Below are 24254 nucleotides of genomic sequence, written 5' to 3'. Positions count from 1 at the left end.
AACTAGCAACCAAACTTATATCGTTTATAGGAGACAAAGTGAGAAAACATCTATTGGCAACTTCATGTGCGATGGCGGTGCTCCTGACGGCGTGCGGTGAGAGGCCTCCCGCATGCTCCGGCCCGGAGATCGCTCAGCGTATCAGTGCCTTGTTCCCCAAAGACGTGCAGGGTCTGGTTGTCAGCAACTTTGAGCGCACAGCTATCTGGCAGTCAGATCCTGAGAAGGTCAAAGAAGTGCTTGCTACACTCGACGAGTACCTGAAGCAGGTCAAACTCGATTTGCGCAACGTTGCCACAGAGGGCTTCGACTCAAAGAGCAACAGGCAAGTTTGTGTTGCGGACTTTGTTCTAAGTACACCCATAGACGGCGAGAGGGGTGTTCGATCCCCCTATCGGATTCAGGTGCTTGAAAGCCCCAAAGGTGAAATCCGCATCGACGTAGAGGCTTACGCCGTATTGGTGAACTCTGCTTCTACAAGCTTCAGCTTCTATGAAGAACGCAAGGCCCGTGGCCTGCCGACCACGCAGTAGCAAGGCCCCACGAGCACACTCAGCTCTAACAAGAAAGCTTGTCGCACTGCAACCACTCGCACCAAGAGACACACATGACAACAATCCTAAAATTGCTGCTAGGTGCAGCATCCATCGCCCTGTCAGCATTCACCGCCCTGTCAGCATTCACCGCCCAGGCACAGGCCATCCCTACCGTGGCCACCGCCGATGGAGCCACGCAATGGAAAGATGCCCCAGCCTACGGTGCAGACAAGGCAACCAATGTCCTGCGGCGTAGTGTCTTCTTCACGCCGCTGTTTGGCGCAGTCTTCCCCGAGAAGTTCGAAGTCCTGCTCAAGACCCTGCCACCGACCAGCCTGCGTGGTGTGATCATCTACAACCACGGTTGCGGAGGGCAATGGGGATGGGAAACGACGGTAGCCAGCTTTCTGTACCGCCAGGGCTTTGCTGTCATCACCTCCGACTTTCCGAGCCGCGAAGACAACAAGACGGGTTGCCCGGGTGGGAATGAAGCAGAGGCATTGCGCATGGCGGGCCAGCGTGCAAACGAAGGGACATATCAGGCCATCAACCAGGCGCGGCTGGCTGCCCGTGGCCAGGACATAGCCGGCCTGATTGCTTGGCTCAAGCCACAAACCAAGCTGCCGATCCTGGTTGCCGGTCATAGCGAAGGATGCCGTTCCACCTATGCGATGCACATCACCGATCCGCAGGTCGTGGGCGGCATTTGCGTCAAACAGGGCCTCCAGCCCAACTATGAGCACACTTGGCGCTGGAACACGCAACTGCCACTTTGGCAGTCTCTGGAAGAGAATGACCCTTGGGTTGTTCCGCCTGGATCAACGGTGCGGGATGTGACCTTCGAGCGCAAGTTCACCGCGCAGCCGCAGAACCTTACCGTTGTCATCGTTCCCGGAAAGACGCACGACCCGCTGGTTCAGGACGCTGAACGCGCCAGCCTGGTTGCCTGGCTGAACCAGCGTGTTCCCCAGCAAATCAAGCCGGGGCAGAACGGCTTCAACTATGAATCTGTATTGCCGGACATTCAGCGCAAGCTGCGGCAATGACAACCGGTGGCCAAGTAGGTATGAGCTCTAACCCAAGCCGTACAGTCAGCACCGCCCGCTAACCGTTCCCTCTCCGTGCCCGTCCAGTAAGCAACGGTCGGGCATCGCCCAAAAAGCACGCTATGGCATCACCGGATGCTGTCAGCGTGCTTTTCTTCTTTCTAACCCAGCCACTCTCAACACAAGGAGCAACCATGCCTGAAGATACAGTAGACGTGCCCGCCCCAGACCCCATTCCCAATACCAGGCCCTTGTTCCAACTTGGAAAAGTGGTGGCTAGCAAAGCGGTGCTTGACCACTTGGCGCAGCATGCGATTTATCCAGCGGCTCTGTTGTCCCGTCACCAGCATGGCGACTGGGGATACATTGAAGGAGCAGACGGCGCCGAGAATGATGCGGCGGTCCAGTCCGGTGGGCGAATTCTCAGCATGTACTGGACGGAAGGAAAGTGGCTGTTGGTCGTGACAGAAGCCGTGGGGGACGATGGGAAGCGGCCAAGTTCCTGCATTCTGTTCCCGGAGGAACACTGATGTCCGGCATGAACACTATGGGAAGAAAAGTACCGCAGTACGCATTCGCTACAAGGAAAACCAGCGAGGCCGCTCATGACGTGGGCCATCCCCTTGAGCAGGTATTGATCCATCTGCCGCTGATTGCCGTAACTGCCACAGGCCAGTTGGACCTGTTGCACAGTTCCCCGAGCCTACTGCTTGAACTGGCTGAGCATGCGGAAGCTGGAGCGGGGGCGCTGAATCTCGGCCTGTCCGCCATTGGAGCACTGATGGCACATTCGGCAGTGCCGATTGAGGACGGAACAGTTAGTTCAGATGCGGTCGAAGCCCTTGGATGGCTGCTATCAGAGCTTGGCATGCTCAATGCGCTTCTGATGGCTTTGGCGGCGCAGTGCCGGCAGGCGCGCAACAGCGTGGGAGCGGGGCTGGATTGTTGAACGAGCACTCGTTAGCGGCCTGCGGCGGCGGTTAGCAAAGGCGTCGATGAGCAAACCACTACTCGCCTTGAGCCGCGCGTGAGAGCCACGTAGAGGTGTTGTGCCGTCATGCGCTCTGGCTCAAGAATGACCACAACTTCGGCTTCCAACCCTTTCAGCAGCAGCGTGCTGCCGACCGCACGTCGGCCCAGCGGGCGACTCAGATGCCGGTTTCGTTCACGTGCCTGCATCGCCGCGCCGATGAGCCCACCGTCGCCTCCTGCTGCCCTGAGAGCCGATATGCAGCAATGCAGAACCTCGGGGCGGTATACGCGGGCTCCGGCTTGGTCCGAAAGGGATTGAAGTAGATCAATTACGGCCGGATAGCTGGGTGCTGTCAAAAACGCCAACGCTGAAGCTTCTGCCGGAGACGCGGGTTTGTGGGCCCGGCCCCCACGAAAGGAATCGACCCGCGTAAGCAAATTCGCTACCCCTACACCCGTCATCATCGACGCAGCGAACTCGGCGAGCAGTTGCAATGCATTGGGACTCGCCAAGTCGAACGCCCGGGCGAATCCCACTAGGTCTTTCATATCGACTGGCTCAACGGAAGTTGCACCTGGCGTCTGCATCGTGAGTTGATTGCGGCCGTTGACATTCATCGAGTCGCCGATCACCAGTACGCGGCCATCACGACTTGGGGCTTCCGTCCGAGCGGCTACCAGTCGCTGCTGCACTTCCAAGCCCCGGGTCAATTGAACCCACTGAACACCTTCTGGAGCACCTCGAAGGTCCACAGGTTTGCCAGCTTGCAGAAGCGCACGGGCCTGAAGCAGCCAGGCGCCCAATGCGTCCATACCTGCGAGGCGCCATCGCCAAGGGGTCAGCAGCTCACCGATGGGCGGAAAAGCACCTTGAGCCTGGCCCTCCCAATGAACCAATGGGTCGCGAAAGCCGAAAATCGCTTGCATCGGGTCACCCAGGACGCATGTGGGCAGTGTCTGGGACAAGGAGCAAACAATAGCGTGCTGCATGGTGTTGCAGTCCTGATATTCGTCCACCAGCAGGCGCGAATAGGTCGAGCCTATTGGGTCACTGATATGACCTGCGTGCAGTAGGCCTTGCACTGCACGTCGAATGGCTGGGTAGTCAGCGTTCGGGTTGGCCAAAGCAAGAACCCCCGCGTTGAGACCCGAACGGAGCGGGAACTTGGCCGCAAGACGCATCGCGAAACCATCAATGGTCGACACCTTATACGCCCAACTCGGGACGCTAGCACGCTGGAGCCTGGCGCGCAGTGCTGTGACCCCAGCGTTGGTATGCGTCAGTACCAAGATTGGCTTGGTATTGGTGTGCTGACTCAGTGCATCCGCGATAAGCTGGGTCTTGCCGCATCCGGCGGGAGCAGTAACTGAACCGAGGCGTGCTTGGAAGATGTCGATTTCAGGCTGCGGCACGCGTCCATCCCCAGAGCTGACCATTCACAATTTGGACGAAGCCAGGTTCAGCGTTTGCAAGGTGAGGCCCAACAACGTCTCTGGTCACTTCTTGGAAACCACTCACTGATTTGAACCAGCCATTCTGTTTGTTGCGGGCTGCAAGTCCAAGTAATGCTCGACTCGCAGGTGTATACCCGCCATTCAGCCGCTCGGCCTCAATGGCCTCCAAGGTGACTTGGCCACTTGACTTCGATTTGATGTGTTCGGCCATGAGTTCTCGTCCGACCATCTTGTCCGCTTTCTTCAGGAGCTCGAACACCGCGTCATCGCTTGAATGGCGGAATAGTTCATCCTCAAGTGCCAGGCCGGGCCGCCACATCATGTACTGGCCGCCAGCTGCCAAGAATCGCTCAACCAGCCCGGCTGTCGTAACAGGCTTGTCAGCATCGACAAAAACTAGGACGCGGTAACCCAGCTTGAGGAATGCCTCCCCCCGCGTATAGCATTGGTCTGGGCTACCCCCGCCGGAGTCCACGTAGGAGCCTCCGTGAGCCAAGAATGACGGCACGCCATGCTGGACCCACCATTGGTCCATACCGCGGGCGAACCCAACCTCGCTCGCGCCTTCGCAGACGATGACTGATTTGGACAGGAAAGCCTCCGCTGCCTTGCGCAACGTAGCTTGGATGCCGTCGTCTGTGCCTGGGCACAAGGCCATGTGGGACCCTGCACTCCGTCGCAAGACGAAAAGCTGGTCCCCAGCAAGCTCCCTGAGCGTCACCGGGGAATGGGTTGTCATAAACACCTGCAGCGGCTCGGAGGGGTCCTTTGCACCAAGTGAGTCGAGCAGTCGCATGAGTCGGTGCGGCTCTAGCCCATACTCGACTTCATCCACCAGGGCGATAGTAGCCGCCGCAGCAGCAGCCCTTTGCAGTCCCGCAACAAGGAGTCGCCCAGAACCAGTACCCAGCGACCGAAGAGGAATGCCGGTCTCGCTGTGCAGCGCAATAGCGCCATCGCCAATGGACACCGAATGAGCGTCAAGCAGTGCTTGGGCGCCCGCCCCGACGGCTACGCCCAGGTCGGCAGCTGTCTTTGTCACCACCTGCAGGGTCTGGGCAAGGTGAGGTCCGGCCTGCACGCCGAAAGCAGTCCTAGCCGCCCGTGCCGCACTGGCGAGCTCAGAGCCAAGATCAGCGCGCTCTTCTGTGAGTCGATTCAACACCGAATTCCTCGCCCAGGAGAGGTTTGTATTGGCGTAGGTGCCGATCCGGGCAGGTGCCAGCAGGCTACGGTCCTTCCATGCCAAAGACCGCTCCAGCTGCTGTTGGGCGGCACGATCCGAGAAGAGTGTCCAACTCGGTTCAAGATCCCCTTTGACCTCCAGCCTCAGGGTAAAAACCGTTTCAATACCTGCCCGCGGTTCGTCTTCTATCAGCCCAATATCAGAGTCAAATCCGCGAAGAAACTCTCCGTAGATGTCGATACTCTTCAACGCATCTGGCAGCGCGCCGAGCGTGACTGCAATCACAATGGTCCGAGTCACGTCCAGGCCAAAGAAGTCCGTATCGCTGAAAGGCGCGCTCCGCCGCGCTCCAAGGCATAGGTCAATAGCGTCGAGTATGGTCGACTTGCCGCTGTCACCCGGGCCAACTAGGCAGTTCATGCCGTTGGAAGGTACCCAATCCAGGTTCTGTATAGATCGGAAATTCCGAATTTCCAGGTAACGGATGCGTGTCATGTTTCCTTTCGTTGGTCTGGCAAATATTCCAACGTGACGGGAAGCCGGCTTAGGGTCGCACGGGTACTTGCCAAGCAGCCCCAATAGTCAACTCTCTCTCATGTAAGCGGGTCGCCGAGAGTTTATACACTGAGCGGCCGCATGCAGCCTGAAACAGTTAGTGAACCTGAAAGATTGGCCGACCGCTAGCGGCGACTAGTCTTGACGTGACAGCCGCGTTTACACACTATGCCATGGCCGGTGATGCGCCAAGCACCGCTGAAAAGCCGCAGGCATCAGCCTAAAACGGCGCAGGCTGCGTCAAAACCAAAAAAATCACATAGCGGTCGCTAAAACGGTACGTAGCCGCGCATGGTGAATCACCCATTTGCGATGCCAAATGGCGTATTTCTAGCCTTGTAGAGGGTGCAGATTACATGCGCGAGGCGTGCTGACTACAGGTCCAGTTTAGGTAAGCCCTTCACCACCCGCAGAGTCTCCAGACTGACCGTGACCACTCGTTGAAACAGCTCCAGAGGATAGAGCGGGTTACCCATGGTCTCGACCGCCCAGTCGTTCGCGTCGTTGACGATGCCGCTGTCTTTGTCGATCTTGATGCCTTGGCGTTCGACCACCCAGTCCAGGGCCGGCTTGCCGTTGACGACGTAGTCAAAGGCATCCAGCGGGATGCCGGTCAAGGTAATCTTATCGTTGTAGTGCAAGGTTGTTAGGTCCTTGTCTTTTCCCTTCTTGCCGTAGCGCATCTTCTCGACGCGGTAGTCGGCGTCAGCGAGCTTCCTACCGCCGCTGTCGATCTTTAGCGGGTAGGGTTCGACGTTCTCGTAGTTAAGGTGCAGGTCGGCCAGGTTGCGGCCAGCCTGAGAGAAGGCCCAGAAATCAGGCGCCGTCTTTACCCGGGGAATGCGCGGAAGCTCCTTGCCTAAGTTGTCGGCGAAACGCTCGCGGTAGTCGACCGAGTGCAGCAAGCCGTAGACGTAGTAGAAGATGTCCTCACGGGAGATGGTTTCGCCGGGATAGGCCGACTGGAAGTGCGCCAGGCCTTCCGCCGTGATGGCATCACGGCGCCTGGTGGCCGGGGTTGGTACAGATTGACCTGCTTCGCTGAATAGGACGGACTGCTCTGGGCCGGTTTCTGCGGCCTTAGGTTCCGGGTCGTCGTAGAGGTAGAGCGGGAAGCACTGTTCGCCGCCATCTGGAGAGAACGCTGGAGGCTGGTTCGTGATGAGGGCAACTTCCCCAAACCGCCACCGAGCCTTGACCATGATGACTATGTTGTCCGATTCAGCGGTAGGAAATATGCGCGGCATCTGGTAAACCATTTCATTGAGCCGACGATCAAAATAAAGCCACTGTTTCGTAAATGGCCGATACTGACTAAGCCGCATCCCGTTTGCAACAAATGAATGCTTTCGACCTTTCGCCAGGTCCTGCTTCAACGCACGGGACCAGGAAATCGACGCCGCATTGGCATCAATAAAGTCGTCGACCAGGGCGTCTCGTCGCTTCTTGTCGAACCCTGGGTGCTCGCCAACAAGACGATCTACCTCTCGGTTATAGAAGTCGATCATGCGGGTCATGTTGGCGCGCGTTTTAGCTTTGGATGCGTTGAAACACCAAGCATCTCGCGCCGTTAGCACCCCCTGCGTGAATGTTTCAAATAGCTTTGGTGCATCACCCCTTTTGTCGCCTATCGCTATATGCTCACCAAACCTTTCGTCGCGTAGTTTCAACCAGTCCCCATGGGCGTCAGGCACGATGATTTGCCAGCCCCCTGCTAGCGTAATGCCACAGACACTACCCAAGGTTTCGATCTTGGAAAGCTTCTCCTCGCGACTCAGATAATCACCAATGTCGTAGAAGTGGATTTCCCCTTGCTGCTTGGCAGACGGGTTCTTTACCAGAAGCGAGATGGCAATTGGCGCGCGACTACCGCTGCCAAAAATCTTTCCACCCTCCTGGCGCGACAGTTCGCCTGCCGTGCGCTGATTGCCGCGCAGGTGAAAGACGTAGATGCTGCTGAACTCATCAGCGAGACATCGGCGCAACCCATCAGCCGTGCTGGCGTCAAGGAAGCCTGCATTCGTGACAAAACCGATGACACCACTACTTCCGACTCGGTCGCTGGCCCACCGGATGGCGCGGATGTAGCTGTCGTAGAGCCCCTTCGCCAGCACCGCATCGGAACGCTCGGCGTAGGTCGAACGAATGCGTCCATCCAAGTACGGGTACGAAACGTTGTCATTGTTGTCGTTCTCGCTGCGCTGGCCCACGGAATATGGCGGGTTGCCGATGATGACCCGGATGTCCAGCTTCTTTTGCCGCTTACGTCGCGCGCTGTTGTCCACCAGCAGCGCGTCCGCGAGGTCTTCCTTCTCATACATCTGGAAGGTGTCAGTCAGGCAGATGCCTTCGAAGGGCTGGTAGCTTCCGCCAACGATGCCGTGGTAAACCGCCTCGATGTTGATGGCGGCGATGTAGTACGCCAGCAGCACCAGCTCGTTGGCATGGATTTCATGCTTGTACTTGTGCGGCAGGTGCTCGGGCGCGATCAGGCCGCTCTGCAACAGTCGGGTAATGAAGGTGCCGGTGCCAGTGAAGGGGTCGATGATGTGGACGCCCTTACTGCCCAGCGTCTGGCTGAACTCGGTCTGCAGGATGTGGGCGACGCTGTGGATGATGAAGTCCACGACCTCGACGGGGGTGTAGACTATGCCTAGCCGCTCGGTCATCTTGGGGAAGGCGTTGCGGAAGAACTTGTCGTAAAGCTCGACGACGATCTTCTGTTTCCCCGCCGCGTTGTCGATGCCCGCGGCGCGCATCTTCACGCTGTCGTAGAAGCGCTGGAGGGTGTCGGCCTCCTTGTCCAGCCGGTGCTCTTGCAGCACGTCCAGCACGCCCTGCATGGCCAGTGACATAGGGTTGTGCTGCGCGAAACTGTAGTCCTCGAAGAGCGCGTCGAAGACTGGCTTGGTGATGAGATGCTGGGCCAGCATCTCTATGACTTCGCTATCGGTGATGCTGCCGTTCAGGTCGTCACGCAGCTCTCCGGCGAATGTGTTGAAGGCGGCGCGCTCCTTCCCGTTGGCCGGGTCTGCGACGATGCCGGTGATGCGGTCAATGTGGGTGCGGGCAATCTTGGCGATGTCGTTGGCCCAGTCTTCCCAGTGGTGGCGGTTGCCGACCTTCTGCACCAGCTTGGCGTAGATGGCCTTCTCGATTTCTCCGATTTCGAATGGCAGGGAGGTCTGGTCTTCCTTTCCGTAGCGCTTGGGCGTCGGCTCGCCGATGGTGAAGCCGCCCTTGCCGACGTCCTTGTTCTTCGGCCCCTTGGCTTTCTCTGCCTTCTTCTGAATCTTGTCGGTGATGGCGACGACTTCCATCTTGCTGGTGTCGCGCCCGATAAGGTCCAGCTTGTTGACCATCGCGTCGAAGCGGTCGTCGTGCGAGCGCAGAGCCTGCAGTACCTGCCACACCACGGCATAGGTCTTGTTGTCGGCCAAGGCTTCATGCGGCTCCACGCCGGTCGGGATGACAACAGGCAGAACGACATAACCCCGCTTCTTGCCCGGCGCATTGCGCATGACCCGACCGACCGACTGCACCACGTCTACCTGTGAGTTGCGCGGCGTCAGGAACAGTACCGCATCCAGGGCCGGCACGTCGACCCCTTCAGACAGGCAGCGCACGTTGCTGAGAATGCGGCAGGTGTCGTCGGCGGCGTCGGCCTTGAGCCAGGCGAGCTTGGCCTCCTTCTCGCTGGCGTTCATGCTGCCGTCCACATGCTCGGCTTCGCAGACCAGCGTCGAGGCGGCATCGTCCTCCTCGGTCGCCTGGTAGGCCTCGACAACAGACTGGAACATGCCGGCGATGTTCTTGGAGCTGACCTTGTGGGTCTTCGCGCCCTTGCTCACCTCGATGACCTGGCAGAAGGCCACGGCACGCTTCATGGCTTCGTGGTCGCCATTCAGCTCCTCGGCGAGCCCTTGCTTGGCCAGCGCCTTCCAGCAGCCGATGATCTTGGCGGCGTCATCCACCTTGAGCTGGTTGTTCTGGTCCTTGAGCAGGGTCTGGATGCGGCGACTGACGTGGCTTTCTTCCACTGACAGCACGATAACCTTGTAGTCCACCAGCAGGCCGCGCCGGACGGCCTCGGAGAAGGTGATGATGTACAGCTCGGGGCCGTAGAGGGCTTCGTCGTCCATCGAGCATAGCGCCACGCTGCCCTGTTCGGCTTTGGCCTTGGCGCTGTCACCGTAGATGCGCGGCGTGGCCGTCATATAGAGGCGCTTGGCCGAACGGATGAAGGCCGCGTCGTGCACCTTGACGAAGTTGCTCTCGTCTTCGTCGCCGAAGGTGGCGCCCGTGGTGCGGTGCGCCTCGTCGCAGACGATGAGGTCGAAATCAGCCAGGCCATGCCCCTGCTGGGCACGGTGGATGACGTCAATGGAGTGGTAGGTGCTGAAGACCACGCTCATGTGCGCGGCGTCGTGCCGCTTGTCCATCTCGGTGGCCAGGCGACCTGGTTCGGTCGTGGCGGGGTAGCGCAGCTCGTGGGTGAAGGTCTGGACGCTGTCGTCGTCTTTCAGGCGCTTCTTACCGACATCGCTGTCCGAGCAGACGGCGAAGCTGTGCAGCGGCGTGGCACTCTCCTGGGTCCACTCGGTCAGGGTCTGCGACAGCAGGGACAGGCTGGGCACCAAGAACAGCACGCGCTTGCCCTTGCCGGCCAGGGCTTCGGCGATCTTCAGGCTGGCGAAGGTCTTGCCGGTGCCGCAGGCCATGATGAGCTTGCCTCGGTCGGAGGCTTGAAAGCCGGACAGAGTACCGTCCAGCGCCTGCTGCTGATGCGGGCGAAGCTGCTTCTTGACCTTGAGCACCGGTGCGGCTTTGGGCTGGTACTTGGCCCAGTCGATCTGGCTGTTCTCCAGGTCGTTCAGGTCGATCTTGCTGACGGGCGGCTGCTGGTCGCGCAGCGCCTCCTCGGCGTGGGTGCTCCAGTGGTTCGTCGTGCTGACGATGACGCGGTGGGCGAAGGGCTTCTTGCCCGAGGCGGTGAAGAAGCTGTCGATGTCGCTCTTTTGCAGCCGGTAGTCTTCGGCGTACAGCTTGCACTGGATAGCGTGGATTTCGCCTGTGCCTTGGGTCTTGGCAACTAGGTCGATGCCGGCATCTCGTTTGTCCAGGCCTTGGAGCGCCGCCCATTCGCCGTAGGTCCAGACGTCGCTGTAGAGGTCGCGGTAGGTTGCCTCATTGCGTAGGTAGCAGAGCATCAGCTCTTCGAAGTACGTGCCCTTTTCGCGTTCAGATTGGGAAGATTGGCGGTAATGATCGAGCAGCGAGGAGAGGGGCGTCATGTAGATTCACGTAATCTGTTCGTGTTGTCTCGGCCATTTTGGCAGGGAAAACGACTCAACCGTCGTACTTGGTTGGGGTAAAGATGGCAAAGTATTGACACTCTGTTTCATGTGAGAGCATTCAAATGCAGGGAGTAGTAGATAAAAACATGAGATATCCGCATGATTTCTGACTTCAAAGGTGTCGACCGTGCAACCCTAAGTTGCACCGCTGCCTCTGGTGAGGTGCGCTTGGACGGTACCCGTTTAATGCTTGGACCGCTCGTTGAACTATTGATGTTTAGGCGGAGAAGTCTTGCGCAGTCGGTCAAGTTGAAAATCGAAGGCGCTAAAACGGATTTCTTCAAAGCGTTGAGGCTCCTTCCGACTGGAGCCCAATGGGCATGTACTGGGAGCGGCCAAGTTGGAGTGCTACGCTTGCCCCATTCCGAAGCCTCAGACACTGACGAGGACGTTAAACATACCTTCTTGCTTGATTTGCGAAAAAGGCTGGGGAGTGAGCAGGTTGCAGCGACTTCAGCTCAAGCGATTGTCGGAGCCACCGGTGAAATGATCGACAACATCTGGCAACACGCAGGGCCAGGCGAGAATGCTATTGCAGCGTTTCAGATTGAAGCCAAGTCACTTTGGATAGCCATTGGTGATTGCGGCCAAGGTATGTTGGCGACATACGCGGCGCACGACGATGTGAAAACGACTGGAGATGCCTTGAGGGTTGCCGTCAGAGAGCACCGTTCGTCAACTGGGGAGCCTGGTCGAGGGCAGGGATTTCGCCAGCTTTTGGCCGTTCTCAGTTCTATGGACGCATCTCTTCGCGTCAGGACCGGCGACGGCAGTCTAGAAACTGAGGGCTTAGCTTTGGGCGGGAAGTGGATATTCCGTGAACAAGTCCCATTGGTTGGATGTGTTGTTAGCGCCCATTTGAGGTGGTAATTCGACAGGTTGCAGGTCCAAGCTGCCTTGAGGTGAGGGAATGACAACAGCGTGATAGTTGTTGTATCTGCGTTCTGCAGCTGTTGCCAACTGCTTGAACAGGGCACCAACAGATGCATCCCATTGCGTGGTGTGATACTTCGGGACATGCCCCGAATTCATTGAAGGTTCTTGGCGATTGACGGCCTTGAAGTACGGGCCGGTATCTAACCAGAGAACGTGCTCATAGGTGTTTTCGAGTTCCTTCGCATGCTTCGCTGCTCCGCGCACAACAAGAAGGAGCGGGCGCCCGACCTGTTGGCGGAGACGAACTAAACGTTCAATGTACCGCGCGGCGTCTTCACTTGGCTTTGCACCGGTCAGAAACTCGAATGCAATCGAAGTCACTTCGGGGCGTGCCGCTATGAATTGTGCCCACAAATCGAAATCATGGTCCGTGCGGGCGTTCACATGCAGGGCCGTTGGCAGGCCCGCCTCGTTCATTTGATACCACATCCATGCCACTCTCTTGATTGCATGCAGGTTGTCGTGCCTCGGTACGTCGGCATATAGGCTGTAGTTTGGGGAAGTAGCGAAGATGACTCCGGCCTGCGCCAGCGCCTTGAACGTCTCTTTGACTTTCGGTAACCGCCACGAGCGTTCCACGTAGCGGTCATCCTCTGTACCGGTGAGTAGCCAACCTTTTCTGGGTGCGAGCCCATGGCCCAGTTTGAGTTCTTGTGCTGTCTTGGCGCGTTGGGTAAAGCCTTTTCCCGTCAGTGCATGAGATAGTGGAATCGCCGCGTAGTCAATCTCCACTGGGCGGCGTTTGGACATGCGGCCTTGGACTATGGGAGCTACATTGGGAAGCTTGGGCAGTTCGAGGGGGTTGCGACGAGGAATGTTGTTCAGTGAGAAACCGCTGACTTCGTGAACACGGCGAGTAAAGCGGGAGGGGGCTTTCGGACAGACTAAGTCGCATGCTTTCTGGTCAATGCACCGGCATAGGTCCATGCACGTCAGCATTGCCGTTCCATTGGACAGATGGAGCCCCCCACATTGTTTATGGTCGAGGCAGTTGCCGCATCCAATCAACTCCTGGGAAGAACCGATGTCTTTGAGTATCCAAACGCCATCATGTGCCTCCGCTGGTAGCATTTGCTATTCCTCGATTTGAATGTCCATGATGCCCAGGTCCGTAAAGGACTCGTAGACATGACCTGCGAGGACTCCATCGCTGACCTCTAGGGCGTGCAGCAAGTCGGGAGAAGGGGTTGCAACGTGCCCAACCTGACAGACATCCTGCGATATCGCAACTGTTCCGTCGTCGAGGCGGCGGATAAGCACTTCGGTACTAGGGGGGAGCACGACACCCTGCTCCATTGAGGCCCGAAACACAAATGCAGAAGTCCGGTCAGCGTTCCCAAATATGTCGCTAGCGCGCTGGAGATACTGATGGCTCCATGCTTTGACATGGTCTTGTCGCTTGTTTCGGATGAAGTCAGTTCCCATACGTCATGCCCTCAATAATGGGTGAATAGAACTTTCGTTTGCCTACCTTGCGCTCTTGCATTAGGCCCATCGCATGCAAGGAAACCAGGCGGTTGTTCCAAACGGTGACAACAGTACGTTCACCCGATTTTTCACTGATGGTTTGGGCATCGGCTTCTTTCGCATCGATGACCAGTCTCAGCGTTTGAGCTGCCTTCTCATCTAGAAAGCCGCGGACGTTCGCCCTAACCAGGGTTCCATTAGCAAGCTGTGCCACGATGTACGGTATGTGCATAGCTTCAGCGACCACGTCGGCATCGGCCTGTGTGTCTTCAGAAAGATTGACCAGTACCAGTGCAGACCGACTGCAAGCAGGGATTTCGCGGATACCGTGAAAGAGATACCGCAGCGAGCTTGCGCCGATAACGTCGACCCCTGCAAAATCCAGGGTTGCAGGTGCGCCAAGTGGGTGGGCTTGAAGCAGCGGGTCAACCTTAGACAAGATATTCTTGCCGCCGGATACACCGGTGAATATCTTCTTACCGCAGAGTCCAACGATTTTCATTCTTTCATTCATTTGTATGAGTGAGTGAATATTACTCCTATTGGTCGGATAGCACAATCCCATACTTAGATAGTGGTTTTTATCTAACTGGCTGAGCGCCGTCGTCATGCATCTGCCAGTGTTCCGTCAAGGCCAGTGAGGCTTGACTTGCGTGACGCCTACGCAAAGTCATGCAGCGCTTTGAGCTTTTGTCGTGGCCCGGTATGCTCACCATACTGAGCGATGTGTGCCATGCCGAGCTTTGGATGGTCATCGAAAAGCTGCAGATAGCAAATTGAGCCACGACCTTACCCGTCGTGGCTTTTGTGTTTCTAGAACACAAGTGCGCAATTAATAGCGTCAACAAGTGACCACTTTCTGACAGTCATCGCTTGACTGTTGGAAACATAGCTTATGGCTATTTTCAACATGCTCCAACATGACAACACCACTTTCCAACACTCCTGCTGACGGTTCGCAACGCGTATTCGCGTACGCGCGTGTCTCCACCGTTGAGCAATTGACTGAGAACCAACGCCAGCAAATCGCCATGGCGGGCTACAGCATTAGACCCAAGTTCTTCATTGAGGAGCAGATATCCGGGTCAGTGCCAGCATCACAACGGCCCGGGTTCCAGCGGCTTCTTGAGCGGATGGATGAGGGCGACACCTTGGTTGTTACCAAACTCGACCGAATTGGGCGCGATTCTATTGACGTGCAACAGACTGTTGAGCGGTTCCAAGATGAGGGCATAAGACTAGTGGTGCTTCAGCTTGGAAACCTTGACTTGACTTCTTCGGCGGGTGCATTAATGGTCAAGATGCTTGCGGCAGTCGCTGACTTCGAGAGGGACCTAATAGTAGAACGCACTCAAGCTGGTCAAGCGCGCGCCCGTGCAGCGGGCAAACACATGGGGCGGCCATCAAAGACCACCGTCGATCAAAGGCGGGCGATATGTCAAGCGTTGACCGCAGGTGCAACGGTTAGCAGTTTGGCGATCAACTACGCAGTTAGCCGGGCAACCATCATTTCAATACGCGATGCTGCACCGTCGCCCTTTGCAGCGCTTTGACGTCCTCGCCACGGCCCTGCGGCAACGTGTTCGAAGGGGTGAGCAACGGCTACGGCGTCGTGGGCCTGCGTGAACATGTCCTAGCCATCTTCTTCGCCGTCACCTCAAGCTCAATCTCATCTGCCTTAAGTGCGCAAACATCGCGTGCGCATTTTCTTAAAACAATTGTTTGATGCTCGGGTGGGATATCGCCTGGTAAGCAAGAACCTTCACTGCAACGGGCAAGCAACCACGGCAGACTGTTCACTTTGTATTGCGCTGATACCTTCATTAACTCCCCTTAATGGTTAGTTAGCAATCAGGAAAAGTTTAACTGTGCTGGCTGCAGCGATGTCCGCTGATATGAAGAAATCGGACATACTGGGGGGCTCATGCAAGGGAGACCCAAATGGCAACCATCGTGGAACTTATGCAGTCTTATCTTCAGGCAGCAGTCGTTCACCCTGACGGTACTGAATACAGCGGAAATGCAACGACGATCATCGTCACGCTGCCAAAGAGACCGAATTTCCCCTTCCGCAACACACAAAGATTCGAATTTGATTCTGTGGTTATTAACGCGGTTCGCGATGCGGAGTTTTCGGGTGAGATGAAGTTCATTGACCGCGTCGGGAATAACTTCTGCGATCTCCTAAAAAGGTGCTACCAACAATTTGGCGAATCTAATGAGTACACGGCAACCTACCGCGTTGGAGACGAGGTTTTGGATGAATAGTAGCGTCAAAGCGGTAGCGCGCATCGACTTTAGCGGCTCAACATTTCTTGCCCATTTTCCTGCAACAAGTTGAGAGCTTTCGTTGACCAACTTGGCTTGCACTCTTTTCCACATCGTTGCGGCGCTGATCCCAGTGGCGCCGGGCCGCGAACGATGCAACATCCAGTAGTTGAGATAAATCGTTCGTGAAGGCTCCGTCAGGCAAAGTGGAGGCTATACGATAACCCGAGACTGTCGATATCAGAAGGAGTCCCCGGTGGATGGCAGAGCAGACTAGGCGACAGGCCGTGCAATCTTTGTAGGATCACTCAGGTGTATGGTTGGAGGTCTTGCTGGCAGAGAAGACTGGCACTGGACTACGTTTTATACGTCCATACCGTTACTCACCGCAAACCGCATTGCTGGGGACAGCAGCGAGAGATTTACTTCACTGAGATGCTCGCAGAAGAATCGAGCTGATGCTCGTTTTACGGCATCATCCGGTTCAACTTTTCGGAACTGCATGGTTGGGAAGCAATTGCCATCAAAACCGATTGAAAAAAACCGGCGTGTTCTAGTTCCATTTGCCGTGAGAAGGTCGAAAACAACTTGTCCGCTGACGTGGCGCCGACGCAACTCCGCTGCTACGTGTTCCAACTCCTCTTGTGGACCTGCAATCCCAGTTGCAATTACCACCGCAGAAAACTGGTCGGTAGGGGAGGTACAAACAACATAGTGTTTCATGGCTTTCGATCTGCCATTTGGATGGCAGCATAGCCTTGATCAATCGCATCTAGAACGTCGTTCACAATTGCAATGGCCACATTTCGGTCCTCAAGAATTCGAGTCGTTTCGAGCGTGCCGTCCATGTGAAACAGTCTGTGACGCTGCTCTGTCCATGTTTTATAGCATTTAACGAGCAAATTTTGCAGCAGAATTGTTACACCATTCGAATGTGGGGTCCGCATTGCCCAATTGCCATTGGCCATTTCAAAATATTCCCCGAGTTTCATGTTCTGTAGGGGATTGAGTTTGCATTTTTCGCGCAGTAGCTGAAAACAAAAGCCTTCGAGCCCACGCAAGGCAGGAAACGCGACGGTTGCGTAGTCCTCCAATTCAATGCCTACTTTTGTCATCGCAAGACCCGACGATAGCTGTATGCGCACCTCATCTGCTAGAGCATCGTGAGCATTTGGGATACGCGCAACAAGCGCAGTTTTCATGTCTGCGATGGTTACTGGTATCTTGTAAACGGCTTTTTGTTGTTCTAGGACTTGATCAAGCGGCAATACTGTCCGTAGAAAATCCAGGGACCATACCGCCAACTGGGCGTGGCTACCTTGAAGCTGAATGGTCAAGTTCGAGAAAAACTTGACCGTCAAAATGTCCCCATTCGGCCCCTTTATTCGAAGTTGCCGGAAGTGGCCGTGATTTTCGTCGGTCTCGACTTTTGCGCCTAAGCTTCCAAGGAATTCCAGAAAAGGGGCCTGCTTTGCTAGGTCAAAATTCGGTACGGACAGCTCAAGGCGTTCCTTTTCACCATATCGGCAGTGTTTCGCGATTAGCTCTGCAAGGGCTTCGAAAGTGCCTTTATCGAACCCGGTGCTATGGCCGATTGTGCACTTGCCCTTGCTGTTCAGAAAAATCTGTATCAAGAACCGGACTGTCTTAAAGGTCCCCCCGTATTGAATCAGCTTGCCGCCATTCAACTGCTTCTCGGTTAAATCAGCCACTCCTGCCTGCAGTAGTGCAGCTTCGACCTTCATGTGATCTAGTGGAATATTGGAGTAGGGATTTGTTGCCATAAGCAAGTGTTGTTTTTTAAGCTAACCTCGCAGTTTAACGGGTGATGCAGTTAGTGGTCGTATTCAAGATGCACGGCTGCTCAAGTGGCCATTCTGGGTATTCGTCATATGAGAATCAATTTAGTGACGCCCTTCGCCGAAAAAGATGAGGCAAAGGCTCTCGGGGCTAGATGGGACCCTGTCCAAAAGCGGTGGTACATCATCGATGTTGATGACCTTACGCCTTTCTTGCGCTGGATTCCAAACGTTGCTGCCACCGCTAGAGACCCTGCATCGGCGAGTCACTCGCTAGGGCTGAGAAAGAAAAGCGTTGCACAGCGAGTAGTTGACTCAGCCGTCATAACTAAACCCATTGTCGAGGTGGCGCATTGCGGATGCCATGTCTTGCCGTGGGAGGATTGCGTACACACTGTGACCCACGCCTGAAGCTTCAAAAGGATCTAGTGCGGCAGCGCCCAAAACAATGTCTTAACTTTGTCGCTAACGAGCGCTTGCAGACGTTTCGGGTGAACTGCGAAGATGTATTGTCGTTCTATCAAACTTGACAGTCGTCGTTTGCATTGCGCGTTTTGCATTTAGCTGGGCAAAATCGTGGGATGAATCTTCAACATTTGCAAATTGATTTAGTCGGGCCACATATATTTGGTAGCGATGGGTACGCACAACAAGCCGACCGGCCGGTGTACGACTTGATCATTGACGCTGTACTTGATGAAAACCATGATCCCTGGGGTATGTCTGGGAATGAGATGGCGATTGGATTCGTCGCATCAGACCTGAAATCGATCTACCGAGAGGTGCGAGTTTTTGGCATGGGGGCGTGGATGGGGGTGACCAGCGACCTTGTTCGAGCGGGTTTCATTGATCTCCTGGCTGATCAACCGAACCGTCGGTTCGATGCCCTTTTTGCTCCCTCAGACAAACTGATGATGCGTTTTGGTCCCTTCGGTGAGCAAAAGGATTTGGAGGTAGTGGCGCCGGCTCCATCTGCTTTAAAGTCGCGCCTTCCAGACCTGAAGCCCATAGGCAGAGAGCCTGTTATGGACTTGGTTGAGCGCGCGGGAATCGACGTATCCGAATGGCACTTCACTGCTGATGGCCGCGTAGTTGATAACCCTCGCGCAAATCCCAACTACTGCTATGACTGGTCTTTTGGAACAGTAGAGGAGGGATTTCTACTATGTCTATGGCACGGCGACTTGGAGGAGGGAGACGACCGAGTCTTCTCAAACAACTGGGTGAGCAACCACCTCAAGGTATTGGAAGAAGCCCGCAACAATGCGGGAGGTGATGCCCGCAAGCGGAGCCGCTTGAATCAACAAATACGGCGTGCCCGCGCTTTCGAGTCCGCTATTGAGCAATCTTGGCGTAGAGGGTTACCGTTGCGAGTCATAGTCAACGAAGGGCGACAGCGTTTGCGCGAGGAGATCCCAGACACCGCCTCCAGTGTCGAATCGCGAGCATTAGACGAGGAGCGCTGGTACGTCCATGCGTATCAAGAAAACGAGGGCCGTTGGCTCTTAGTGCGTGGCGTGCCGTTGGGGACGAGCCACGAAGGGAGTATCCAACCAGATGACGGAGATCAGTCACCAGGTGCCGACGACATTCGCCGCTTGGGCACAATAAAAATCCGTCGAGGCCAAGCGAATTTTAGGGCATCCTTGATCGGCGCATATGGCGGGAGATGTGCGGTGACAGGCTCGCGCATAGTCGATCTATTAGAAGCTGCGCACATCCATCCCCATGCTGAAGGTACGAACTACCGAACCTCCAACGGATTGCTGCTGCGTGCAGATATTCACACACTCTACGACCTGCTTTTGCTGTCCATCGACGACCGCTATCGCATCCATCTTTCCAACTCTCTAGAAGTGAGCGAGTACCGGAGGTACCATGGCGTGGACCTACTCGTGCTACCGACAATCATGGAGCAACAGCCGTCGGCAGCGAATCTTCGAACTCGGCACGAGCGGTTTCTAGCAACTGAAAGCGCTCGCAAGGCTGCGATGTGATTAATTCAGGTTGTTAGCTACACGGTCTGTCGAGCGCGCATTTCCTCTAGGAGAATTATGGACGCGACTGGCAATCTGGAACGGGAGGAGCTATGCAAGGGGAAGGGGACGAGGGGAGGGTGGCATTGGCTCTAATGCTGCAGTCGTCTGGTGAATTTGATGATGACCTCGGCGTGCTCCTGGATGAAGCATGGAACACCTCCTCGTTGCGTTTGGCGACCTGCATGGCTTTTTGCAAAGCAGCGACCGAGCATGCGATCAGTCAAAGAGTTCTTATCGAAGTAGGCCTGAACGGCACCGCACTTAGCCTCATACGGCTTCACTACGAAACCGTTGTGCGTGCGGCCTGGGTCCTGCACGGCGCCAAAGATGAGTGGCTGACAAACTTCTCAAAGCCGGTGCCAAATGGAGACACTGCCGAACCGCAATTGGGGCCACCGATACCGTCCATGCTTGACGCGATCAAACCTGCTGCACCGCAGGCCGAATCTGAACTTCGGAAGCTCTACGGAACCGTAAAAGTGATGCACTCTTTTGTGCACGGTGGAGCGCATCTTGTTGTTCACTCGTTGAGGGGGTATCCGCCAGAGAATCTGGTTTCGGTACTGCAAAACCGAAACCTACTCTCGTTGATGCTGACCAACGTCATAGTCATAGCGAGCCAAAAACCGCATCTCAGCGGCGCCGTGCGACACCTGATGGAAACACATGCAAAGTGCATGCCTCCGCTGAGTGCGCCATGAATACGGGTTAAACCATCGCACAAAGACGGCTCTAAGCGCCTTGGTATCTGTATAAAAATACAGTATATTGGGCCATGATCAAACAAGAAGTTTACTTCTGGCAAATCCGCTGGGCTGCTCGCTGGATGCTTACCCACACCAGGTTCAGCGAAGAAGCAATCAAGCGCGAGCATCCTGGAGCGGTGTGCGTTGACGATTCACGCGAGGTTCGCCTGGTGCCCGAAACGCCGGCAGAAAAGGTGTTCTCGCATTTCGGTAGCATCAAAGTGTCATCCAGGACTGGGGCGTAGTAAAGCTGGAGGCTGGTCCTATCGCAGCCTGCGGTGCCGGCGCGCATCGAAGGGTTATTTCGTTGTGACGTGTTCTTGAAATACGCCAGCCGGATACGATTTCAGGAAAGAAAGAAAAAGAAAGAGGGGGCATCCTTGCAGACTTCAAATCCACAACCAAACCGCTCGGCTGTTCTACCCACCACCCGTCCACCAGTTGCAGGACGGCGCTCACCATGGCCCTTTCTAGCTGGCGGGCTCGCACCGAAAACCAACGACATCTACTTGGCCGCAGAGCCCGTGAAAGAAACCTCTTCGCAAACCAATCCCGAAAAAAGCGTAGTTAGGTTGGGCTATCCGACGTTTGATCAATGCGTCGGCCATTTGGAAGCCATGGCGGCAGATCAATCGTGACGAAAACAAGCGACGAAGTCTGACGTGCGAGATCTGGCGCAGCAAAGTCTCGCAGGAAGGCGCGCGCCTGACCGGGCAGAAGCTTGACGTGAAAGAGGGGTTTCGGCATTGTTGCTAAGAGTTCCGCTGGCGTGCAGTCAGTCAGTGGCTGAATCTGCTCCAGTTGACAAATCTCTGGAGGAACATTCACTCGAAGCCAGTCGTGAACCAAGTTCCAACACTGCTCCTCTTCCACCATATTGCAGGGGTCGCAACCCAGCAAATACACGCGGTGTAGTCGGCCAGAAAAAGCTATGGTTTGGACATTGCGAAGCGGTGCCTTCCTGCAATTCCTATCATGCCCACTGAACGATTTGTTCCGGTCATAACTCATCAAAAACCTCCCGCAGGCGTCAGTAACAGCAAGGTCCGCAACACGAGGTGAATCACGTCTTGGACCTGTTGAGAGGGACTCTGCCCGATGATCCAAAGGCGGTCAGTGGGCTGAGGCAAGAAGGGGTTTACCATTTTTGAAGCGCCTCCCCCGCTATGGACGGGCTCGCGGCCAGCGAGGCTGGCTCTACGGCCGCACTTGCGCGGGCGGCAGCGCCGAGGATGGTTACCACGATAGAACCATCGTCCCTCAGGCGCAGGGATGCCGTTAGACCTGGGCGCAGCGACGCCGCACGGACAATATGTTGGGGTATGCGTAGCGCAAGCGTGTGCGCGTTCCAGAGACCAAGCGTGACCACGTGAATCCTTTCATGAGTAGCCAAATGGCTACACACGCGAAAATTGACGTTGGTAGCATGCTCACGGTGCTTACAACACCGTGAGCATGCTGTTTTTGCTATTTCTTAGTTCATCGGTGAAGCCAGCTTGAGCCCGATAAAGACCGGCAAGTGGCCGATTGTCCTGCGCTCGAATTTGGCCTCCAAACGGGCTTGCAACTCACTTTTCAGCATGGGGCGGAATTTGGGGTTTTCCTTCGCCCAATCTTGATACGCAGCCCAGAGCTCCTTCAGCGGAGTGACCGCCAGAGGTTGCAATTCAGCGCAGCCCAGCAAAAACATTTCAAACGAATCGGACTCCTGTCGGCGCACGTTGACGGCGTCTGTTACCTTAGTCGGCGGATTGAGCCCTTGCGCTTGGTAGTCTGTAACCCCCGCAAGGAGTAGGTTCAGGACACCTGAGCCTTCAGCGATCAACGAATCTGCCAGGTCCTTGTCGATCTCGTCCGCAGGAATCACGCGGGTAAACGGCACGATCAGCATTCGACGCCAGAGGCCCTTGTCATCCGCGGTCGCAAAGGGCATGAAGTTGGCCGTCATGAACATACAAAATTCAATCTGCATGTCACTGCCGTCTGAATAGAGGCCACGCACCGGAATCGAGCGCTCACCGGCAAGCTGTTTGACGAGGCTAGTGTCCAGCTTGTGGTTCGGGTTGGGTTCCGCAATGAGTACCAGGCGTTTATGTGCAAGGCCAGACATTGCCGGATTGGCGCCATCATTGACGTGTGATTTCTGCATCAGCGACTCAGTTTTCATGCGTATGGCGAAAGGTCCCAGCATGGCTTTGATGACCTCCATCAACGTGGACTTACCGTTGTTGCTGGGGCCGAGCAAGACAATCATGACCTGCTCAACGGGCCTGCCCAACAGCGCATAACCCAAGGTACGCAGCACAAAACGAATCATTTCCTGGTCGCCTTCCTGAACCTGATCCAGAAAGCGCTCGAAGCGTTCAGCGGTGGCTGCAGGGTCGAAAACGACAGGGCAGGACTGCATCGGAATTGGTTTGTAGCGGTGTGGAACCAACTGCATCGTCAGCAGATTGAGCACACCGTTGGCCACCGGCAGGTGAGGGTATCCGGAGACCACCCTTGGCTGCGACAGCGGAACCAGTGCCTCCGCGACGTGCTCAGCCACCTCTTCCAGCGACTTGTTGCTGCCAAGCTTTTTTGCCATGCCTGCCCAGGCCTGCGCTCCACCGCCTTCGCTCTTGCGTTTGAGCACCGTAGCTGCGACTTCCGCGATTCGGGCGCGTTTTGCACGGGGATCGAGCGGGCGGTAGCCATCGCCCGTCCACTCGGAAAACGTCGGCGGCTGTTTCTGACGGCTGAGTTCAGGTGGCTCAACTGCTGCGAGCGTGTCTAAGGCTTGGCGGGCGATTTCAGCCCCGAAGTCACGGTCGGAGGGCAGCCGGGCAATGTCACCACCTTCCGCATCGGCCCAGCCGGGGTTCGTCCAACCTTCGCGCATAGCCATGGAGATGATGGTCGAAACAGCTCCTGTGTTGGTTTTCAGGACGTTTTCCCACTTGCGCTCAAACTCCTGCGGGTCAAAGCTGGATGCGCCTTGGGAAAATCGCAGCGCCAGATCGTGCCCCTGGCTGCCCAGCGCGGCCAGATTCAGCATGACCTTGATCCACAGTTCGTACGGTCCGGCGTAACCACGGCTCTTGAGGTGGTCCAATGCGAACTCAAGGTGTTTCAGTGCCACCTCAGGCTTGTCGCACAGGGGGTTCTTGGTCAGGTGGTTGAACTTCGGGCTGGATGCTTTGACCCAGGCTTCATACAAATCCGCGTCAATGGCCAGCCTGAGCCATGCGTGGTTGTAGGTTTTGCCGCTGGACAGATCCTCACGCAAGAGGACGGGTGTACCGTACTTATAGTTGACATATCCGGGCAGACGCATCTTTTGATTGACGCGCGCATAGGACATATCACCATCCAGCCGTGCAGCCATGGCCTTGGACAGGTGCTGCATCTCGTCGGTCGTCATCAGGGCGTCCATGACCCAGGCGGCATGGAAACGCTCAAACGAAGTCTCCACAACCAAAGTAGGTGCCAACGGCTGACCGGGGCGGCAGAGGTCAGGCAATCCGTTGTCAAAATCGACGCCAACGACCCAAGACCCGGTGACACCCTGAACAGTCTGATCTTCGCTGTACGTGAGGCCAAGCGACATATAGAGCTCATGCGACTCATTCTGCTCATGCATCAACTGCTTGTGCCGTTTCATTCGGCGCAGGTGTTCTTCACCAGTGCCGTAGTAAGCTGTCGTGGTCTTTACCTGCTTGGTGGCTTGATCACGGTCCATGGCAACCACGGTGAAAGGTACATCTGGACCATGTACGGCATTCACCATCTTCTTAAAAGCCGGTACGACCTCATCGTCCCAACTAAGCATGCCTGTAGATGTTGTCATTTGTTTTCCTATAAGGAAAGTGCAGTAGTGCCTCAGTTGAGGCTGTGACTGCGGGGGGTGAGT

Annotated in this window: 19 protein-coding genes; 11 read left to right on the top strand and 8 right to left on the bottom strand. The window is 56.0% G+C overall.

Translation table 11 applies throughout. The annotated features are described in order from the left end of the window. Window positions 1–38: 38 nt before the first annotated feature. From AC07OO_RS00600 to AC07OO_RS00585, 4 genes are all read left to right on the top strand, one after another. A complete protein-coding gene (locus tag AC07OO_RS00600) occupies window positions 39–533 on the top strand; it encodes a hypothetical protein (RefSeq protein ID WP_495080120.1) in 495 nt (164 codons plus the stop codon). Between the two features lie 74 nt (window positions 534–607). Next, a complete protein-coding gene (locus tag AC07OO_RS00595; protein ID WP_495080119.1) occupies window positions 608–1582 on the top strand; it encodes an alpha/beta hydrolase in 975 nt (324 codons plus the stop codon). 194 nt (window positions 1583–1776) lie between these two features. Next, the gene (locus AC07OO_RS00590) at window positions 1777–2112 is read left to right on the top strand and encodes a hypothetical protein (RefSeq protein WP_495080118.1); all 336 of its coding nucleotides are present in this window, start codon (window positions 1777–1779) and stop codon (window positions 2110–2112) included. Then, on the top strand, window positions 2112–2531 hold the full coding sequence (locus AC07OO_RS00585) for a hypothetical protein (protein ID WP_495080117.1): 420 nt from the start codon (window positions 2112–2114) through the stop codon (window positions 2529–2531). Before AC07OO_RS00590 ends, AC07OO_RS00585 begins: the two co-directional genes overlap by 1 nt. A gap of 11 nt (window positions 2532–2542) precedes the next feature. Here the strand turns inward: AC07OO_RS00585 and AC07OO_RS00580 are convergent, their stop codons facing one another. The 5 genes from AC07OO_RS00580 to AC07OO_RS00560 all read right to left on the bottom strand — a co-directional run bounded on the left by AC07OO_RS00580 (window position 2543) and on the right by AC07OO_RS00560 (window position 14120). After that, window positions 2543–3967, bottom strand: coding sequence for a UvrD-helicase domain-containing protein (locus tag AC07OO_RS00580; protein ID WP_495080116.1), 1425 nt, complete (start codon window positions 3965–3967; stop codon window positions 2543–2545). Next, window positions 3954–5690: an ATP-dependent nuclease gene (locus AC07OO_RS00575; RefSeq protein WP_495080115.1), complete on the bottom strand. Its 1737-nt coding sequence runs from the start codon at window positions 5688–5690 to the stop codon at window positions 3954–3956. Before AC07OO_RS00575 ends, AC07OO_RS00580 begins: the two co-directional genes overlap by 14 nt. Before the next feature lie 434 nt (window positions 5691–6124). After that, complete coding sequence (locus tag AC07OO_RS00570; RefSeq protein WP_495080114.1) at window positions 6125–11044, bottom strand: DEAD/DEAH box helicase; 4920 nt, start codon at window positions 11042–11044, stop codon at window positions 6125–6127. 852 nt (window positions 11045–11896) lie between these two features. Further along, window positions 11897–12793, bottom strand: coding sequence for a hypothetical protein (locus tag AC07OO_RS00565; protein ID WP_495080113.1), 897 nt, complete (start codon window positions 12791–12793; stop codon window positions 11897–11899). 664 nt (window positions 12794–13457) lie between these two features. Continuing rightward, window positions 13458–14120 (bottom strand): hypothetical protein, encoded by a 663-nt coding sequence (locus tag AC07OO_RS00560; protein WP_495080112.1) that lies wholly within the window; start codon window positions 14118–14120, stop codon window positions 13458–13460. Between the two features lie 310 nt (window positions 14121–14430). On the opposite strand from AC07OO_RS00560, the gene AC07OO_RS00555 reads away from it, so the two are divergent. Beyond that, entirely contained in the window at window positions 14431–15063 is a 633-nt protein-coding gene (locus AC07OO_RS00555) for a recombinase family protein (RefSeq protein WP_495080111.1), read from the top strand. Window positions 15064–15451: 388 nt separating this feature from the next. After that, complete coding sequence (locus tag AC07OO_RS00550; RefSeq protein ID WP_495080110.1) at window positions 15452–15778, top strand: hypothetical protein; 327 nt, start codon at window positions 15452–15454, stop codon at window positions 15776–15778. A gap of 363 nt (window positions 15779–16141) precedes the next feature. On the opposite strand, the gene AC07OO_RS00545 is transcribed toward AC07OO_RS00550, so the two are convergent. Both AC07OO_RS00545 and AC07OO_RS00540 read right to left on the bottom strand, forming a co-directional pair. Then, window positions 16142–16501 (bottom strand): type II toxin-antitoxin system RnlB family antitoxin, encoded by a 360-nt coding sequence (locus AC07OO_RS00545; protein ID WP_495080109.1) that lies wholly within the window; start codon window positions 16499–16501, stop codon window positions 16142–16144. Continuing rightward, window positions 16498–17562: a type II toxin-antitoxin system RnlA family toxin gene (locus AC07OO_RS00540; protein WP_495080108.1), complete on the bottom strand. Its 1065-nt coding sequence runs from the start codon at window positions 17560–17562 to the stop codon at window positions 16498–16500. Before AC07OO_RS00540 ends, AC07OO_RS00545 begins: the two co-directional genes overlap by 4 nt. Window positions 17563–17670: 108 nt before the next feature. Between AC07OO_RS00540 and AC07OO_RS00535 the strand changes: the two genes are divergently transcribed. From AC07OO_RS00535 to AC07OO_RS00515, 5 genes are all read left to right on the top strand, one after another. After that, window positions 17671–17988, top strand: a complete 318-nt coding sequence (locus AC07OO_RS00535; RefSeq protein ID WP_495081748.1) for a DUF5710 domain-containing protein — start codon at window positions 17671–17673, stop codon at window positions 17986–17988. 170 nt (window positions 17989–18158) lie between these two features. Then, entirely contained in the window at window positions 18159–19574 is a 1416-nt protein-coding gene (locus AC07OO_RS00530) for an HNH endonuclease (protein ID WP_495080107.1), read from the top strand. Between the two features lie 134 nt (window positions 19575–19708). Then, window positions 19709–20317, top strand: coding sequence for a DUF6988 family protein (locus AC07OO_RS00525; protein WP_495080106.1), 609 nt, complete (start codon window positions 19709–19711; stop codon window positions 20315–20317). Window positions 20318–20391: 74 nt separating this feature from the next. Continuing rightward, window positions 20392–20607, top strand: coding sequence for a hypothetical protein (locus AC07OO_RS00520; RefSeq protein WP_495080105.1), 216 nt, complete (start codon window positions 20392–20394; stop codon window positions 20605–20607). 75 nt (window positions 20608–20682) lie between these two features. Further along, entirely contained in the window at window positions 20683–21000 is a 318-nt protein-coding gene (locus AC07OO_RS00515; RefSeq protein ID WP_495080104.1) for a hypothetical protein, read from the top strand. 836 nt (window positions 21001–21836) lie between these two features. Here the strand turns inward: AC07OO_RS00515 and AC07OO_RS00510 are convergent. Continuing rightward, window positions 21837–24191 carry a phage/plasmid primase, P4 family gene (locus tag AC07OO_RS00510; protein WP_495080103.1) on the bottom strand — a complete coding sequence of 785 codons (2355 nt, stop codon included), beginning with the start codon at window positions 24189–24191 and terminating at the stop codon, window positions 21837–21839. Window positions 24192–24254: the final 63 nt, after the last annotated feature.

The organism is Rhodoferax sp. GW821-FHT07G04 (genome assembly GCF_059418585.1).
The sequence above is the reverse complement of the archived record's forward strand: the minus strand, read 5'-3'. Positions and strand labels throughout refer to the sequence as shown.